The 15015-nt window shown below is 44.0% G+C and carries 13 protein-coding genes; 7 read left to right on the forward strand and 6 right to left on the reverse strand.

The annotated features are described in order from the left end of the window. Window positions 1-13: 13 nt before the first annotated feature. Together VSQ61_RS04240 and VSQ61_RS04245 are read right to left on the reverse strand one after the other, a co-directional pair. Window positions 14-1129, reverse strand: coding sequence for a glycosyltransferase family 4 protein (locus VSQ61_RS04240; RefSeq protein ID WP_334343196.1), 1116 nt, complete (start codon window positions 1127-1129; stop codon window positions 14-16). Next, window positions 1104-2324 (reverse strand): glycosyltransferase family 4 protein, encoded by a 1221-nt coding sequence (locus VSQ61_RS04245; protein ID WP_334343197.1) that lies wholly within the window; start codon window positions 2322-2324, stop codon window positions 1104-1106. The genes VSQ61_RS04240 and VSQ61_RS04245 overlap by 26 nt, the downstream gene beginning before the upstream one ends. 152 nt (window positions 2325-2476) lie before the next feature. On the opposite strand from VSQ61_RS04245, the gene VSQ61_RS04250 reads away from it, so the two are divergent. Then, on the forward strand, window positions 2477-4078 hold the full coding sequence (locus VSQ61_RS04250; protein WP_334343198.1) for a hypothetical protein: 1602 nt from the start codon (window positions 2477-2479) through the stop codon (window positions 4076-4078). 86 nt (window positions 4079-4164) lie between these two features. On the opposite strand, the gene VSQ61_RS04255 is transcribed toward VSQ61_RS04250, so the two are convergent. Next, window positions 4165-5271: an acyltransferase gene (locus tag VSQ61_RS04255; RefSeq protein WP_334343199.1), complete on the reverse strand. Its 1107-nt coding sequence runs from the start codon at window positions 5269-5271 to the stop codon at window positions 4165-4167. A gap of 132 nt (window positions 5272-5403) precedes the next feature. Here VSQ61_RS04255 and VSQ61_RS04260 point away from each other — a divergent pair, with 132 nt between their 5' ends. Beyond that, the gene (locus VSQ61_RS04260) at window positions 5404-6432 is read left to right on the forward strand and encodes a glycosyltransferase (RefSeq protein ID WP_334343200.1); all 1029 of its coding nucleotides are present in this window, start codon (window positions 5404-5406) and stop codon (window positions 6430-6432) included. Here VSQ61_RS04260 and VSQ61_RS04265 read toward each other — a convergent pair. From VSQ61_RS04265 to VSQ61_RS04275, 3 genes are all read right to left on the reverse strand, one after another. Beyond that, window positions 6406-7143 carry a WecB/TagA/CpsF family glycosyltransferase gene (locus VSQ61_RS04265; protein ID WP_334343201.1) on the reverse strand — a complete coding sequence of 246 codons (738 nt, stop codon included), beginning with the start codon at window positions 7141-7143 and terminating at the stop codon, window positions 6406-6408. The two genes, VSQ61_RS04260 and VSQ61_RS04265, sit on opposite strands and share 27 nt — an antisense overlap. 129 nt (window positions 7144-7272) lie before the next feature. Next, entirely contained in the window at window positions 7273-8355 is a 1083-nt protein-coding gene (locus tag VSQ61_RS04270; RefSeq protein WP_334343202.1) for an NAD-dependent epimerase/dehydratase family protein, read from the reverse strand. A 10-nt stretch (window positions 8356-8365) separates the two neighbouring features. Beyond that, on the reverse strand, window positions 8366-9658 hold the full coding sequence (locus VSQ61_RS04275; RefSeq protein ID WP_334343204.1) for a UDP-glucose dehydrogenase family protein: 1293 nt from the start codon (window positions 9656-9658) through the stop codon (window positions 8366-8368). A 360-nt stretch (window positions 9659-10018) separates the two neighbouring features. Here VSQ61_RS04275 and vanR point away from each other — a divergent pair, with 360 nt between their 5' ends. From vanR to VSQ61_RS04300, 5 genes are all read left to right on the forward strand, one after another. After that, on the forward strand, window positions 10019-10717 hold the full coding sequence (gene vanR, locus VSQ61_RS04280) for a VanR-ABDEGLN family response regulator transcription factor (RefSeq protein WP_334343205.1): 699 nt from the start codon (window positions 10019-10021) through the stop codon (window positions 10715-10717). 43 nt (window positions 10718-10760) lie between these two features. After that, on the forward strand, window positions 10761-11843 hold the full coding sequence (locus VSQ61_RS04285; RefSeq protein WP_502877019.1) for a sensor histidine kinase: 1083 nt from the start codon (window positions 10761-10763) through the stop codon (window positions 11841-11843). Between the two features lie 229 nt (window positions 11844-12072). Next, on the forward strand, window positions 12073-13122 hold the full coding sequence (gene vanG, locus VSQ61_RS04290; protein WP_334343207.1) for a D-alanine--D-serine ligase VanG: 1050 nt from the start codon (window positions 12073-12075) through the stop codon (window positions 13120-13122). Further along, a complete protein-coding gene (locus tag VSQ61_RS04295; RefSeq protein ID WP_334343208.1) occupies window positions 13119-13865 on the forward strand; it encodes a M15 family metallopeptidase in 747 nt (248 codons plus the stop codon). The genes vanG and VSQ61_RS04295 overlap by 4 nt, the downstream gene beginning before the upstream one ends. A 7-nt stretch (window positions 13866-13872) precedes the next feature. Then, the gene (locus tag VSQ61_RS04300) at window positions 13873-14958 is read left to right on the forward strand and encodes an acyltransferase (protein ID WP_334343209.1); all 1086 of its coding nucleotides are present in this window, start codon (window positions 13873-13875) and stop codon (window positions 14956-14958) included. The last annotated feature ends 57 nt before the right edge of the window (window positions 14959-15015 follow it).

The raw sequence follows: 15015 nt of genomic DNA on the forward strand, positions 1-15015 counted from the left end.
TCTGGCAGTACCTTTACTCTTCCTTCCCAAGCAGCGCCAGGCCTACAGCCTCCAAAAATCCCTGAGACACGCGGGAAAATCGAAATTTCTCTGTCATTTCCCGTGCCCTCTCTCCCATAAACCACGCCTCATCCGGCTCCTTCAAAAGAGCTTCAATCCTTTGAGTGAACGCAGCTTCATCCAACGGATCTACAATATAGCCGTTTATTCCCTCTTCAATCAAATCATAAGCCCCGTCCGCATACTGTGAGCAGATCACCGGCAAACCAGAGCACATAGCCTCCAAAATCACCAGTGCAAAGCAATCCTCTCTGGTAGGGAGCACCAGGCAAAAGCTTTTTTTGTACTCTTGAAGCAGCTCCTTCTGATTTAAATGCCCGAGTAATTCCACCTTTTCTTCAATTCCCAGACTTTTTGCAAGCCGCCTTAAGCCCGCTTCCTCCGGCCCCTGTCCTGCCAAAACCAGATGCCAGGATGTCTGCTCCTGTATACGGGCACAGGCCCGAAGCAGCAGATCCATACCCTTGCGCTCAATCAGGCTTCCCACACACAGCAATCGCCGCTCTTGTGTCCGGCAACGCTCCTGTCTGTACCGATCAACATCTACAGTCAGATAGCTAATTCTGATTTTATCCGAATCTGCTCCATAAAACTGCTGAGCTTCCTTTGACTTCGTGCTGCTGGCAATATAAGCCGCTGCCGAACGAATCACATATTTACGTAGAGCCTTCTGAAGCCGATTTATATTCCGCTCTGAAAACAATGTCCCATCTGTCCAGCTCACATACGGAATCCTCCGCCTTTTGCAGTAACGCACTGCTTGTATTATAGTAGGATTATACTCCGATCCAATCACTACGTCCGGCCGTATCCGAGCCAATGCCTGCTTTACGCCTCTCGGAATATGAATATATTTTGTGTCATACCTCTTTTTTACTTTAATTGTGAAAGACTCCAGAAAAAATGAATTTTTTATCTTTTCCTGATTCACTTCCCATCTGCGGTTATCCTCTGTCCTGCTGGAATAGATAATATAAAACTTCATTTCCGGCACCTGTGTCTGCAGATAATAAAAAAAATCTACCCTATACGGCGCCGGTATGTTAGTGATGATGACTGCTCTTTTCATTTCGCACATCCTCTACGCATCGTTCATAGATCTCCATAAGCTTTTCATAGTTTCGCTCTTCTGCGTACCTCTCGTCAAAATGTCTGCGAATCACAGCGGCATCAAAATCCGGGAGATTTAAAATGGCATGGCAAAGCTTTTGGGGCTCATCACAGGGAAATGTGCACCCGGTCACCCCATCGATAATCATATCCTTCACATTTCCCAGGCTGCTTCCCACAACAGGCGTCCCCACCGAGTAGCTCTCCAGGATTACCATAGGCTGTCCCTCATACCACTGTGTAGGCATAAGCAGTGCTCTTGATTCCCGCAAAAGGCCCAATACCTGTTCATGGCTGACCTGTCCCAGAAGGCGGACATGATCCATGCCGTTCTTCCTCAAAAAATCAGCCGCCCAGGACTCTTCAGGACCGGTGCCGCAGATCAGCAGCAGACTGCCGCTTATTTTCTTCCATGCCTCCAGGAGCACCTTGATCCCTTTCAATACATCCAGCCTTCCCACATACAAAAATTGATCTCTGCGTTCCGACATGGAAAGAACTTCTCCCTCCTGCCGCACAAAATTAGGCTTTACAAAAACATGATCCGGATCGATTAACCTCTTCCCTCTGTTGTTTAACTGCAAAAGCTTCTTCTTATTAAACTCCGTCAGACTGATATAATATATTTTTCCGTAAGCTCCCGTCATGCGGTGTACCTTCTGGGTCAGCGCACACACAAGTGTCTGGAGCAGGGAATTCCGGTAACATCTTCCTTTTACGGAGCAAAACAGCCCTTTTTCCACACACTCCTCACAGATAACGCCCTTTCTCACGAATGTTGCGCCGGGACACAACAGGCGAAAATTGTGAATCGTCTGTATCACTGGTACTTTACACTGAAAAGCAGCATAATATACAGACGGACTGATAAGGCTTAAGGTATTGTGTACATGTACCAGATCAATATGTTCTTTCTCTATTAACTTTTTGACATCACTGTAAGTTTTTCGTGAAAACACAGCGCAAAAAGGAAGAAACAGCTTCTGCGTGGGAGAAAATTCATTGATCTCCCGATTCTCACGCATATAAAAAAAAGCGGCATGTCCGTGCTCCTCAAGCAGCCGCTTTTCATTGCTCACAACGGTATCCTCCCCGCCCGGAATCTGGTAATAATTATGAATGATTAAAACCCGGTATGGCTCTTTTTGTTTCATATTCTATACCCTGTTATTTTGTTATGGCTATCATAGCATAAAACACAAGAACATGCAAATAACAAAAAAACATAGATGCAAGCTCTCTTTTCTTGACTTATACTCCTTCAAATGCTAAATTAATGATAGCATATAAGAAAGGTCCTGCAGTAATGGAGATTTCAAATAGCAAATTTAAAAACATTTTCTCACTGTGCATTCTTGGCATTACATTTGGTTTAACTTTATATTTTGTACTTTGGTTAAGCAGAGGAAGCTTCAACTCCGACTGGGCCGATTCTCTTTATTGGGCAAAAGCCGCCTATGACGCTAAAAGCTTTTTCAATCCGGACTTTATTTATGCCTGTACCCTTCCTTTTGGAGGGCAATGGTTTTTCCTTCCTTTCATTGGTATCTTCGGCGTATCTATGAAAACGCAGCTTCTGGGAATGAGCTTGTTTTTGCTTGTATTTACACTTACTCTCTTTTTCTTTTTTAAAATCATCCGTTTTTCAACAAACGAAAGCTGCCTTTCCTGTGCTTTTATACTGCTTATTTTGAGTTCCAGCGCCAAGCTTCGGGAAATCTTCTGGGGCCACGTTCTCTATTACAGCTGCGGAGTTTTAGGCATCCAGATTGGTTTTCTCCTATTCTTTTATTATACAAGAAAGCCTATCCCAGAAAACAGCCGGCAAAAACGAATCGAATTGATACGTCTGTGCATTTGGATGTTTCTCTGCGCTTCCAATGGCAACAGCGTCATGCCGCTCACTGTCATTCCGCTTTTTGCCGGAATCATAGGCGAGAAGCTTCTGCGTCAGGAACCTCTTTCCCTGAAACAATCGTCCGGCTTTTGGTGTTCTGTTATGATTCTGTTCCTTGTTTCTGTTGTCGGTTATCTGTGGGGAACTAATCTGGCATCCGCTTATCCCTCCGAATATGCGGATGGCTACCTGATCTACTCGGATATCAGCAACTGGCCTGACAACTTTCTGCGGTTATTTACAAGCTGGCTGACCCTTCTAGGCGCTGCCCCTGCCGCCAATGACCCAATTGTCTCCTTATCCGGTTTCTCTGTCCTGCTCAAAATATGCGCAGGTATTTTTCTTGCGGGGATTCCCGTATTTATGTTAATATCCTATTCCAAAATAAAGTCCCGTGCGATTCGTATATATACGCTCACTCACTGGACATTAACTGCTGTTATCCTTTTTGGATGGATCTTTGGGGAACTGTCAAATCTTACCTGGAGACTTTCTCCCCTTGTATACTCCTCTGCTGTCATGACAGCCTTTTTCTTTCATTGGGTACTCACAGAACAGCGTGGTCTAATCATGAAACGCCTTGCCTGTGTATCTGTTCTTACCGTCATCGCCACCTGCCTGCTGATTTTTTCAGAAGTTGTATCCCTTCCGTCAAATTATCTGGCTGTAAATCCCCATTTTGCCCTTGCAGCCTTTCTAAAAGAGAAAAATCTCACCTATGGCTATGCTGAATTCTGGGAAGCAGCTGCCTTAACAGTCATTACTGATTCGGACATTCAGGTACGCAATATTCTAATCAATGATGACTTCTATAGTATCCATTTTTATCAGACAAATATAAATTGGTATCGGGATCAGGAAAATGTAGAACAATATTTTATCGTGGTTTCCAGTTCCCTCTATGAACATATGGTTTCTGTGGAACACTTTCTCATTCAAACAATGGACGAAATCTATCAGGCTGAAAATTATATCATCCTGGTCTATAACCACAACTTATTTTCTGTATAAGCCAAAATTGAAACTACCCGCCGCACATCAAATACCGGAACATTCCTTCAAAATAATAGCTGACGCTCTATTTCGTCCCTTGCCTGTTACAATTCTAATGAATCTAATACTTTGTCACTAATGGCTGAGAGCTTCTTGCCTGCCCATTCACTAAACACGCCAACTTGAAGAAATTGAAATAATTTCAAACGTACAAAGTCTATTAGTGAGCACCCCATATAAATGCCCACTGTAATTAACAGAATTATCCCTAAAAAAATAAAGGGATTAGCCGTTAAAAGTGGTTCTGACAATCCTTGCAAAGCCGGATACAATTTTTTGAGAAAAAGATTATTATGAATAATATAAACACTAAAGGTTAATGGTCCTAAAAATTGAACCCACTTCTGCATCCTTTTCACGCATAGCTCTGAAAAAATGATTAGTAACGAAATCGCTGCAAAAATCATGGTTGGTGATGTATATACCATTAATCGTCCACCGTTATTTGCCACCCCCAGTATTTTTGCAGTGGCAAATTGAATGCTCCATCTGCTTGCTGCCGTTATCATAACACAAATTGTATAAATTAATATATACTTCTTCTTATTACGCTTAATATGCTCTGGATTTTTTTTAATATACCCTCCAATTAAATACATAACGGAAAGCCATACCACACTAAACCCATCTGCAACATTAAAAAGATTTGTATACGCAATTACATTAACGCATGAGAATAACAAAAAAACCGCAAGAAAAAATTTTTTAAACTCTCGTGGATTCCAATTATTCAAAATAAGATTTAACACCGGAATAAAGAAAAACATACAGACATACTGTGTAAAGTACCAGTAATGATTGCTCAGCATCGGAAATAATGAACTCAAAATAATTTTGCTGTCCACTGTCTCTGGTGCCAAAACAGCAAAAACAGCCAAAAAGCCAACAGTATAGAATAATACCTGCAGCCACATTTTTATGATATTAGACAGTTTATAATTTGAATCTACATATACATAACCAGTAATTAATGCATAAGTATTCACTGCACAGTGGTTCACACCATGTAATAAGCAAACTATTGAATAATTCACCGAAAATAGTTCCACTCCAGCACTAATACCACAATAGTCTAAAATATGATGCAACACAATCATGTGCATACAAAAAATTCTCAATAAATCTATTCCAAAATTACGTTCTTTTCTCATTTATTTCTCCTACTACGCACGAAACAATAATTTATTATTTTATCAGAATCTTCTGATTTTACAAGTTATTCTCTTGAAATATCTCCGAAATCCCGCTATGATATAAGAAATACTTGAGAGGGATTACTGATTATGAGGAAATATGTACTGGAAGAATATGTGCTAAATGAGTACAATGCATCTTCCAAAGCCAGGGAGGACGTATCTCAATTCGTATTGCAGAATGGATTTCAGTCCATTGCCAAAAATGATAAGCGTAAATTTCGAAAAAATAAGCTTTTAAAACTGTTGCTGGCATTAAGCATTTACGGCAGGCTTTTTGTCAGGCTAAACAAAAATGATATTCTTTTTCTCCAGACCTCATCAAAGGTTTTAGAAGGTGTTTTAAGAATAAAGAGCATGAAAAGATTTAAAATCATCTATCTCATTCATGATGTTTTTCCAATCAGATATGATGATGCAGAGGCGCACAAAAATGAAATCAGGTCGGAAATCAGGCGTTTTAATCGATGCGACTACATTATCTGCCATAATAGGCGGATGGCAGAACGTCTGTCTGAACTTGGATGCACCTCGCAGTTGATTCCGCTTGCTATTTTTGATTATTATACGGAAGACTTTATTCCTCAGGACAGGCCGCTTACCCTTCCATGTATCAGCTTTGCAGGCAATTTAGGGAAATCCCCGTTTTTAAAAAAGCTTGATGAGTCTATGAATGCTTCCGCTCTGCAATTTTGTATTTACGGAATGCCGAAAACAGAATACGCCAATCTGCATTACTGCGGCTCTTTACCTGCAGAGCAACTACCCGCAGAGATAAAAGGTAATTACGGTCTTATCTGGGAAGGCGGCTATGAGGTTTGTGAAGAAAACAACTATCTACGTTACAACAATCCTCATAAAGCATCCCTGTATATTACGGCTGGTCTTCCCATCATTGTCTGGTCAAAAGCCGCTATAGCTGACTTTGTAAGGGAACACAGGCTTGGCATATGCCTGGACTCCCTGGATGAATTGGAGAGCAAGATCACCTCTGTCAATCTAGAAGATTATCAGGCATTCCGTGAAAACTGCTTAAAGCTCCGTTTGGGTCTTATAAAAGGAGAACACATAAAAGAAGCCCTAAGTAATATCCTATTTTCCCTTGAAAATCAGCCATAAGAACTTCAGATTTGTGACAAAATACCGTTTCCATAAGCGCCCCGGCTCCTGAAACAGACGGTACAGCCATTCCAGGCTGCACCTCTGCATCCAAACAGGGGCCCTTTTTATATTACCCGTAAAATAGTCAAAGGCAGCTCCCACTCCTACCATCAACCCGCTTATTTTTCCCTTATGTTCTGCCATCCATAGTTCCTGCTTCGGTGCTCCGAGACCCACCCATACAAAATCAGGCTTCACCAGGTTAATCTCTTCCGTTATTCTTTTATTCTCTTCTTCTGTAAGCTGCCGAAAAGGCGGGGAATACATCCCTGCGACTACCACACGGGGAAACTCTATGTCCAGACGTTTTTTCATTCCATCCAATGTCTCCTGAGTACTGCCATAAAAATAGTGGCGATACCCCTCTATCTTAGATGCCTTTAGCATCTCCATCATCAAGTCCGGCCCCGTCACTCTCCCTGCCTTCGGATACCCTCTTTTTTTGCATATCACAGATAAAGGCTTTCCGTCCGGAAGCGCTAAAACCGCCTCATTCTGTATTGCACGATATTTAGAATCCTCATAACTCATTACTGTGGTATGAACATTCGACACGCAAATATATTCTCCCGACCACTGCCTTGCCCATTTTCCAAGAAGCCTCAGAACCTGTTTCATATTAACGGCAGCCACCTTGACTCCAAGAATCTCACATTTTGGTATCTCCATAATCGTTCTCCCAACTTTTTCACTATACCCTGCAAAGGAACCGGCCCCCCATCTTTCTAAATAACCGGAATCGTATAGCCTCAATCCGTTTACAAATCGAATAAATTTCCCTACTTCTTTTCCCTTTCTCTATTGTACCAAATCCTTATAAAACTCCCGATACCACTTGGCAAACTGCCTAAGTCCTTCCTTAAGCGGCGTCTGAGGCCTAAACCCTGTATCCCTCACAAGCTCTGACACATCCGCATAGGTCACTTCCACATCCCCCGGCTGCATGCCAACCAATTCTTTATGAGCCTCAAAATCATAATCCTCCGGCAAAACAGCCGCTCTTTTCAATTCTGTCTGCAAAATCTCCACAAAATCCAAAAGATTTTCCGGCTGTTGATTGCCTATATTATAGACCTTATACTTCACCCCATCCTCATTGGACATTGGGCTGCGCTGCATAACCTCTATCACACCTGTAACAATGTCATCTATATAAGTAAAATCCCGCCTGCAGTTTCCATAATTGAAAATCTGAATCTTTTCCCCTGCAAGCAGCTTATTCGTAAAACTGAAATAAGCCATATCCGGACGTCCGGCAGGCCCATAGACGGTAAAAAACCTCAGTCCCGTGGAAGGAATCCCATAAAGCTTGGCATAAGCATGAGCAAACAATTCATTGGACTTCTTTGTGGCTGCATACAAGGATACCGGATTATCTACTTTATCCTCTGTAGAATATGGAATCTTCTGATTGCTGCCATAGACAGACGAAGAACTTGCATAAACCAAATGTTCCACTCCTGCTGCCCCATTATCATAGCTGTGACGGCAAGCCTCAAGAATATGATAAAATCCTATCATATTCGACTGAATATACGCATTCGGATTCGTAATACTATACCGAACTCCTGCCTGTGCTGCCAGATTCACTACAATAGCAGGCTGATATTTGCGAAAAATTTCATCAACCAGCCCCTTATCCGCAATGTCTCCTTTGATAAAAGTAAAGCTTCCTGCACCTTCCTTGCATATAGCCTGAATCTGCTCCAGCCGAAACTCCTTCAGAGAAACATCATAATAATCATTCAGGTTGTCCAGCCCTACAATCTGAATGTGACCTTTTGTCCGCAGCAGCGCCATAACCAGATTGGCACCTATAAATCCGGCTGCACCGGTAACTAAGATTGTTCTGTCTGATAACTGAATATTTTTTTTCAACATATACGTTTCCTTATCTTCCTACTCCATAATATTCTACACCCGCTTTTTCCATAGCGGCCTTGTCATACATATTCCTTCCGTCATACAGAAGTGCCGTCCGCATCCATTCCTTAAACTGCCGGGGCGGTATGCTTCTGATCTCTTCCCATTCTGTAAATGCAAAGCAGACATTTGCCCCCTGTAATGCTTCTTCTATGGTTTTTGTATATTGAATCCCTTCCGGAAATCTCTTTTGAAAACGCTCTGCTCCTATAGGATCATAAGCATAAATATCAGCGCCTGCTTCCAAAAGAAGAGGCACATTGTCCAGAGATGGAGCTTCTCTCAGATCGTCGGTTCCAGGCTTAAAGGTAAGTCCCAGCACGGCAACCTTCAGCCCATGAAAGGTAATCAGACGCTGAGATGCCTTTTTGAACAACAGTACCTTCTGTTCCCTGTTCACTTCAATAGCTGCTTTTACAGTCTTCAGCTCATAGTGATTCTGCCTTGCCAAATATTCCAATGCTTTTGTATCTTTTGGAAAACAGCTTCCGCCATACCCAATTCCTGCGTTTAGAAACCTCTTTCCAATCCGCTCATCGTAAGACATGCCCTTTGCCACATCTTCAATATCTGCTCCAACCAGCTCACATAGATTGGCTATGTCATTCATATAAGAAATCTTCAATGCCAGAAAATCATTGCTGGCATATTTGATCATCTCTGCGCTCCTGCGCTTTACTGATACAATGGGCAAATGAAAGGGCTCATAGATCTCTTTTAATTTTGCCTCTGCCTCCGGGCTTTCCGTTCCAATGATAATTCTTGCAGCATGCAGTGTATCATGAACCGCTGTTCCCTGAGCAAGAAATTCCGGGTTGCTTGCCACCTCTATTTTCACATCATTAACCAGAAAATCTTTAATAAACTGCTCTACCTTGTCATTTGTTCCCACCGGAACCGTAGACTTTACAACCACAAGGCAGTCATGCACTACATTTTCCGCTATCTGACGGGCAACAGTCGCAATGTAAGACAGCTCAGCTGAACCATCCGGTCTCTCTGGTGTTCCTACTCCTATGAAAATTGCATCAGCATTCTTGTATGCTGTCACATAATCTGTCGTATAGTCTAACCTACCTACCCCATAATTTTTCTGCATTAATTCTTCCAAATCCTGTTCATAAATGGGGCTTGTGCCTGACTTCATGAGTTCTACCTTGGCCTCATCCACATCCACACAGGTTACCTGATGTCCTACCTCTGCAAAGCACACGCCTGCTACCAATCCTACATACCCTGTTCCTGCTACTGCTATTTTCATTATTTTCCACCTTTGTATTATCTTAATTTTAATTTTTCTTGGTTTAGTATAGCACAAAACAATTTGGAAAGGAAGTACATACTCCTAATACCGATCTTTTTGTATTTTCTTGAATTTTTCTCTAAAACATCCCTGATTTACTGTTTAAATATAATTTTAGTGGTGCTCATCTGCAGTTTGCCTTATTTTAACACTATTCTGCATCATTATAAGCCTTTCGCATAATTCTTCATCCCTTCTTAAGATTTTCTCCCGAATTTTTAAAGAACTTTTAGACCTTTTTCTGATATATTTAAGAAAATGTGGTAAACTGTCACTAGTGTATTAGAATATACCTCTATGAAAGGAGTCTTTACATATATGGAAGCAAAAATTCTGGTAGTTGATGACGAAAAAGAAATCGCAGATCTCATTGAACTCTATCTCTCCAACGAGGCCTACGAAGTCCATAAATTCTACAACGGCAGGGAGGTTCTCTCCTACTTAGAGTGCGAAACCCCGGATCTGGCCATTCTGGATGTGATGCTCCCTGATATGAGCGGCTTTTCCATCTGTCAGAAAATCCGGGAAACCCAGAACTTTCCCATTATCATGCTCACCGCCAAGGATGAAGAGATCGACAAGATCACCGGCCTGACCTTAGGAGCGGATGACTACATCACCAAGCCATTCCGCCCCCTGGAGCTTATTGCACGGGTAAAAGCCCAGCTTCGCCGTTTTACAAAGTACAACAATCTTCCTGCCCAGGAAGCGGACCCGGACACCATCTCCATCTCCGGATTAACAATCAACAAGCGTGATCACACCTGCACCCTGAATGAAAAGCCCCTTGCCCTGACTCCTACGGAATTCTCCATCCTTTGGAGTCTCTGCAAGAACCGGGGCGAGGTGGTCAGCTCCGACCGGCTCTTTTTTGACGTGTGGGGAGAAAAATACTACAGCAGCAATAACAACACCATCATGGTACACATCCGGCACCTTCGGGAAAAAATGAACGATTCCAGCGAAAAGCCGAAGTACATCAAAACCGTATGGGGAGTGGGATACAAAATTGAGTAAAAGAAGAGTACGAAAGAGTAATTATTACCTGTTTGAACGAAAAATGATGCGGAAAATGCTCTCCCTGATTCTCATTTCTATCGGAATGGTTTTCCTGTTTCGAGAGTTAATCCGGGGGCGCTTCGGGGAGGCTGTCGTAACCTTTCTGGCCAGCAGATTCCGGCTGGAATACTCAGATGCCCTGTACATCTATGAAAAAACCTTCCGTGAGCATCTGGATATGATTATCTGCGTCACTATCATCATTGCGCTGATTGCCGTATTTCGGTATTCCATCCGCTGGGTTACGGAGTATTTCAATGAAATCTCCGCCGGCTGTGATGCCCTTCTGGATGAATCCAAGGAACTTATCGCCCTTTCCCCGGAAATGAGCTTCCTGGAGTTAAAACTCAACGAATGCAAAAATGTTCTGGAAAAACGGGAGCGTGACGCACGGCAGGCCGAGCAGCGGAAAAACGATCTGGTAGTATACCTGGCTCATGACATCCGTACCCCCCTAACCTCCGTGATCGGCTACCTGGATCTGATGAACGAGGCCCCGGATCTTCCCACCACGCAGCGGGCAAAGTATCTGTCCATCACCCTCAATAAGGCTTACCGCCTGGAACAGCTCATCAATGAATTTTTTGAAATCACCCGTTTTAATCTTCAGTCCATCCCTCTGGCCAGGGAAAATCTGCATCTTTCCTATATGCTGCAGCAGATGGTGGAGGAATTTTACCCCATCCTGTCCCCTGCCGGAAAAGCAGCCCATGTGGATGTACCGGAGGATCTAATCCTGCCCGGCGATCCGAACAAGCTGGCACGGGTCTTTAACAACATTCTGAAAAATGCGGCAGCCTACAGCTATCCGGACACCACCATTGAAATCCGGGCCTGGCAGGAGGGCTCTCAGATACACATCACCTTCACCAATCAGGGCCCCGTGATTCCGCCGGAAAATTTAAGCTCTATCTTTGAGAAGTTCTTCCGGCTGGACAGCGCCCGTTCCACCAGTACGGGCGGCGCCGGTCTGGGACTTGCCATTGCAAAGGAGATTATTACGGCTCATCAGGGTACGATTTCCGCCGCAAGCAGTGAGAATGGTACCGTATTTTCCATTTCCTTGCCTTCCATGGAAAATTAATATTTTATTCAAGTATTCTTAAGTTTCCTGACAGAGAATCTACAGAATTTTTATCCGCAGGTCTGATACCATACAGGTATGGATCTGCTTTTTTTATGACAATACTGTCACAGAAAAGTCATGTTCCTGTCACCGGGCAGTCCTAAAATATAAAGAAAGTTTATTCAGGAATTGTATCGGGAATCACAAAATGAAAACAAAAGCAAAATACTAGGAGGATATCATTCATATGGAAAATAAAACAGCAATTGCAATTTTATTCGGAGGCTGCTCCACAGAGTACGAGGTTTCCCTTCAGTCTGCCTATTCCGTTATCTCACATATCAATCAGGAAAAATACGCCGTTCACCTGGTAGGCATCACCCGTGAGGGCACTTGGCTCTATTATGAGGGAGATCTTGACCGGATCCCCGATGATACCTGGGCTTCCGCAGACTGCTCTCCTGCCATGATCTCACCCAACCGGACAGATCACGGTCTCTATCTCATGCACGGCGGCGAGATTGAATTAATCCGGCTGGACGCCGTCTTCCCGGTTCTCCACGGAAAAAACGGCGAAGACGGTACCGTACAGGGCTTATGTGAGCTTGCCGGCATTCCCGTAGTCGGCTGCGGCATGAAAAGCTCCGTTCTGGGTATGGACAAGCATCTGGCTCACACCCTGGTGAATTTGGATGGCATTGAGGTTCCCAAATCCGTATTATTCCGCCGTATGCCTACGGAGACAGAACAGTTCTCCATGACCGAACATTTGACCTATCCCTTATTTGTAAAGCCGGTAAAGGCCGGTTCTTCCTTTGGCATTACCCGAATCGAGAATCCCAGTGAATTGGAAGCAGCCATTACTTTGGCCTTTTCCCATGACGACTGCGTGATTGTCGAGGAAGCCATTCCCGGCTTTGAGGTGGGCTGCGCCGTTCTGGGAAACAATGAACTGATCCTGGGAGAACCGGACGAGATTGAGCTTTCCGACGGTTTCTTCGATTATACGGAAAAATACACTCTGAAAACCTCTAAGATCCACATGCCTGCCCGCATCAGCCGGGAAATGGCAGAGCGTATCCGGGAAACTGCAGGCCGCATTTACCGGATCCTGTCCTGCAAGGGGTTTACCCGTGTAGACCTGTTCCTGACTCCGGACGGACGGCTGATCTTCAATGAAGTCAATACCATTCCGGGCTTTACCTCCCACAGTCGCTACCCCAATATGCTAAAGGGGATCGGCATGACCTTTGAGGAGATTGTGGACGCCCTGATTCGACTGGCGGTGGAGCCATGAAAGCGGCGGCCTTAAACCGGGTGCAGGTACATCAGGGGAGCCTGCTTCTGGTAAATAGAAATCATCCTTTACAATGCACAATCCCCCCGGAACAAATCCGGCCTTTGGAGCATTCCACTGTCAGCCTGGAGCGAAAAACTGCTTTGGTTTTGGAAACTCTTCTTTCCACCATAGGAAGCGGCTCTTCCATTGTTCCTGTCAGCGGTTTTCGTACCCATAAAGAACAGGAAGAAATCTATGCTTCCTCTCTCAGAGATCACGGAGAGGTCTTTACCAGGAACTATGTAGCCCTCCCCGGCTGCAGCGAGCACGAAACCGGACTGGCCATTGATCTGGCCTTAAACCGGGAGCCGGTTGACTTTATCCGCCCCTACTTTCCGGAAGACGGGATCTGCGGACGTTTTCGCTCCAAGGCGGCCTCCTACGGATTTATCCAACGATATCCGAAAGGAAAAGAAAGCCTGACGGGAATTGCACCGGAGCCCTGGCATTTTCGGTATGTAGGACTTCCCCATGCCTCCATTATGAACTCCCATGGCTTCTGTCTGGAGGAATATTTGGATTACCTGATGCAATTTCCCTATGAAGGACATCATCTGGAGGTCCGCATTGAAAATAAAAGCTTTGAGATCTTCTATTTAAAAGCAGAAGATGATGTAACAAGACTGACCCTCCCTGGCTATCTCCCCTATCAGGTATCCGGGGACAACCGGGAAGGCTTCATCTTCACCCTTTGGAGGTAAATCACTCATGACAACCAAACACTTTTATCCTGCCATAGACCGTTTCAAGCTTTTGGCCGCTATCCTTGTCATTGCTATTCACACTTCTCCTTTCACCTCCTTAAGCCCGGAAGCTGACTATATCTTTGCAAGAATACTGGCCCGCATTGCCGTTCCTTTCTTTTTTATGGTAACAGGATACTTTGTTCTTCCAAAAGCCCTTGCAAGCGGCGCCTATGCCTGTTCCTATTTAAAGCGGATTGGCCTTATATATCTTATTTCCATGGTGATTTATCTTCCTGTGGGAATTTATGCCGGTCATTTCAAAGGGGCAGGTATTGTTTCTGTCTTAAAAATGATTTTACTCGATGGAACTTTCTATCATCTGTGGTATCTTCCGGCTCTTATTCTGGGATTTGGACTGATAGTTCTTTTGCTTAGAGCCCTTCCGGTCCCGGCTGTGGGTGTTATCTGCGGTCTTTTCTATCTGGCAGGCTTATTCGGAGACAGCTACTTTGGATTTCTCCCGGAGGGTTCCTTTGTATACACCATCTATATGGGGCTGTTCCATGTCTTTGAATATACCCGAAACGGGCTGTTTTACACTCCCGTCTTTCTTTTATTGGGATACCTCATGACAGAGCACCGTCCCTCCTTCGCCTTGTCACTGGGCGCTTTGGGCGGCTCCTTTGGTTTCCTTTTAGGTGAGGGGATTCTTTTGAAGCTTTTGGATACACAGCGCCATGACAGCATGTATTTCTTTCTGATCCCGGTTATGTATTTTCTGTTTTCCGCCTTACTGGAAGACAGCACCGAGGAACAGCAGCAAGCCATGCCCAAGGATCTGCCTCTGCTCATTTACCTGCTTCATCCCCTTTTCATCATTCTGGTTCGAGGCGGAGCCAAGATTACCAGGCTTTCTGTCTTTGTAGACAACAGTCTGGCTCATTTTCTTGCAGTGACCATTTCTACCTTTGCGGGTGCATGGATTTTGATAAAGCTTCTTTCACTGCTTCCGAAGAAAAATGATTCCGGAGTCAAAACCAAAGCCGGAAAAAGGAAGCCCAAAACTCATCAAAAGCTTTCTGATTCGGCTTTCGATGAGGAAGCGTAATATATTCCTATTGTAATGATTCTGCAGCAGTTTTTGCATGCAGCTATGAAAGAAACA

It is taken from the genome of Candidatus Merdisoma sp. JLR.KK006, assembly GCF_036941035.1.
GTDB lineage: Bacteria > Bacillota > Clostridia > Lachnospirales > Lachnospiraceae > Laedolimicola.

Coding starts and splice junctions, on each gene's coding strand:
- VSQ61_RS04240 (WP_334343196.1), bottom strand. CDS start 1,129: ATGAAAAGAGCAGTCATCATCACTAACATACCGGCGCCGTATAGGGTA.
- VSQ61_RS04245 (WP_334343197.1), bottom strand. CDS start 2,324: ATGAAACAAAAAGAGCCATACCGGGTTTTAATCATTCATAATTATTAC.
- VSQ61_RS04250 (WP_334343198.1), top strand. CDS start 2,477: ATGGAGATTTCAAATAGCAAATTTAAAAACATTTTCTCACTGTGCATT.
- VSQ61_RS04255 (WP_334343199.1), bottom strand. CDS start 5,271: ATGAGAAAAGAACGTAATTTTGGAATAGATTTATTGAGAATTTTTTGT.
- VSQ61_RS04260 (WP_334343200.1), top strand. CDS start 5,404: ATGAGGAAATATGTACTGGAAGAATATGTGCTAAATGAGTACAATGCA.
- VSQ61_RS04265 (WP_334343201.1), bottom strand. CDS start 7,143: ATGGAGATACCAAAATGTGAGATTCTTGGAGTCAAGGTGGCTGCCGTT.
- VSQ61_RS04270 (WP_334343202.1), bottom strand. CDS start 8,355: ATGTTGAAAAAAAATATTCAGTTATCAGACAGAACAATCTTAGTTACC.
- VSQ61_RS04275 (WP_334343204.1), bottom strand. CDS start 9,658: ATGAAAATAGCAGTAGCAGGAACAGGGTATGTAGGATTGGTAGCAGGC.
- vanR (WP_334343205.1), top strand. CDS start 10,019: ATGGAAGCAAAAATTCTGGTAGTTGATGACGAAAAAGAAATCGCAGAT.
- VSQ61_RS04285 (WP_502877019.1), top strand. CDS start 10,761: ATGATGCGGAAAATGCTCTCCCTGATTCTCATTTCTATCGGAATGGTT.
- vanG (WP_334343207.1), top strand. CDS start 12,073: ATGGAAAATAAAACAGCAATTGCAATTTTATTCGGAGGCTGCTCCACA.
- VSQ61_RS04295 (WP_334343208.1), top strand. CDS start 13,119: ATGAAAGCGGCGGCCTTAAACCGGGTGCAGGTACATCAGGGGAGCCTG.
- VSQ61_RS04300 (WP_334343209.1), top strand. CDS start 13,873: ATGACAACCAAACACTTTTATCCTGCCATAGACCGTTTCAAGCTTTTG.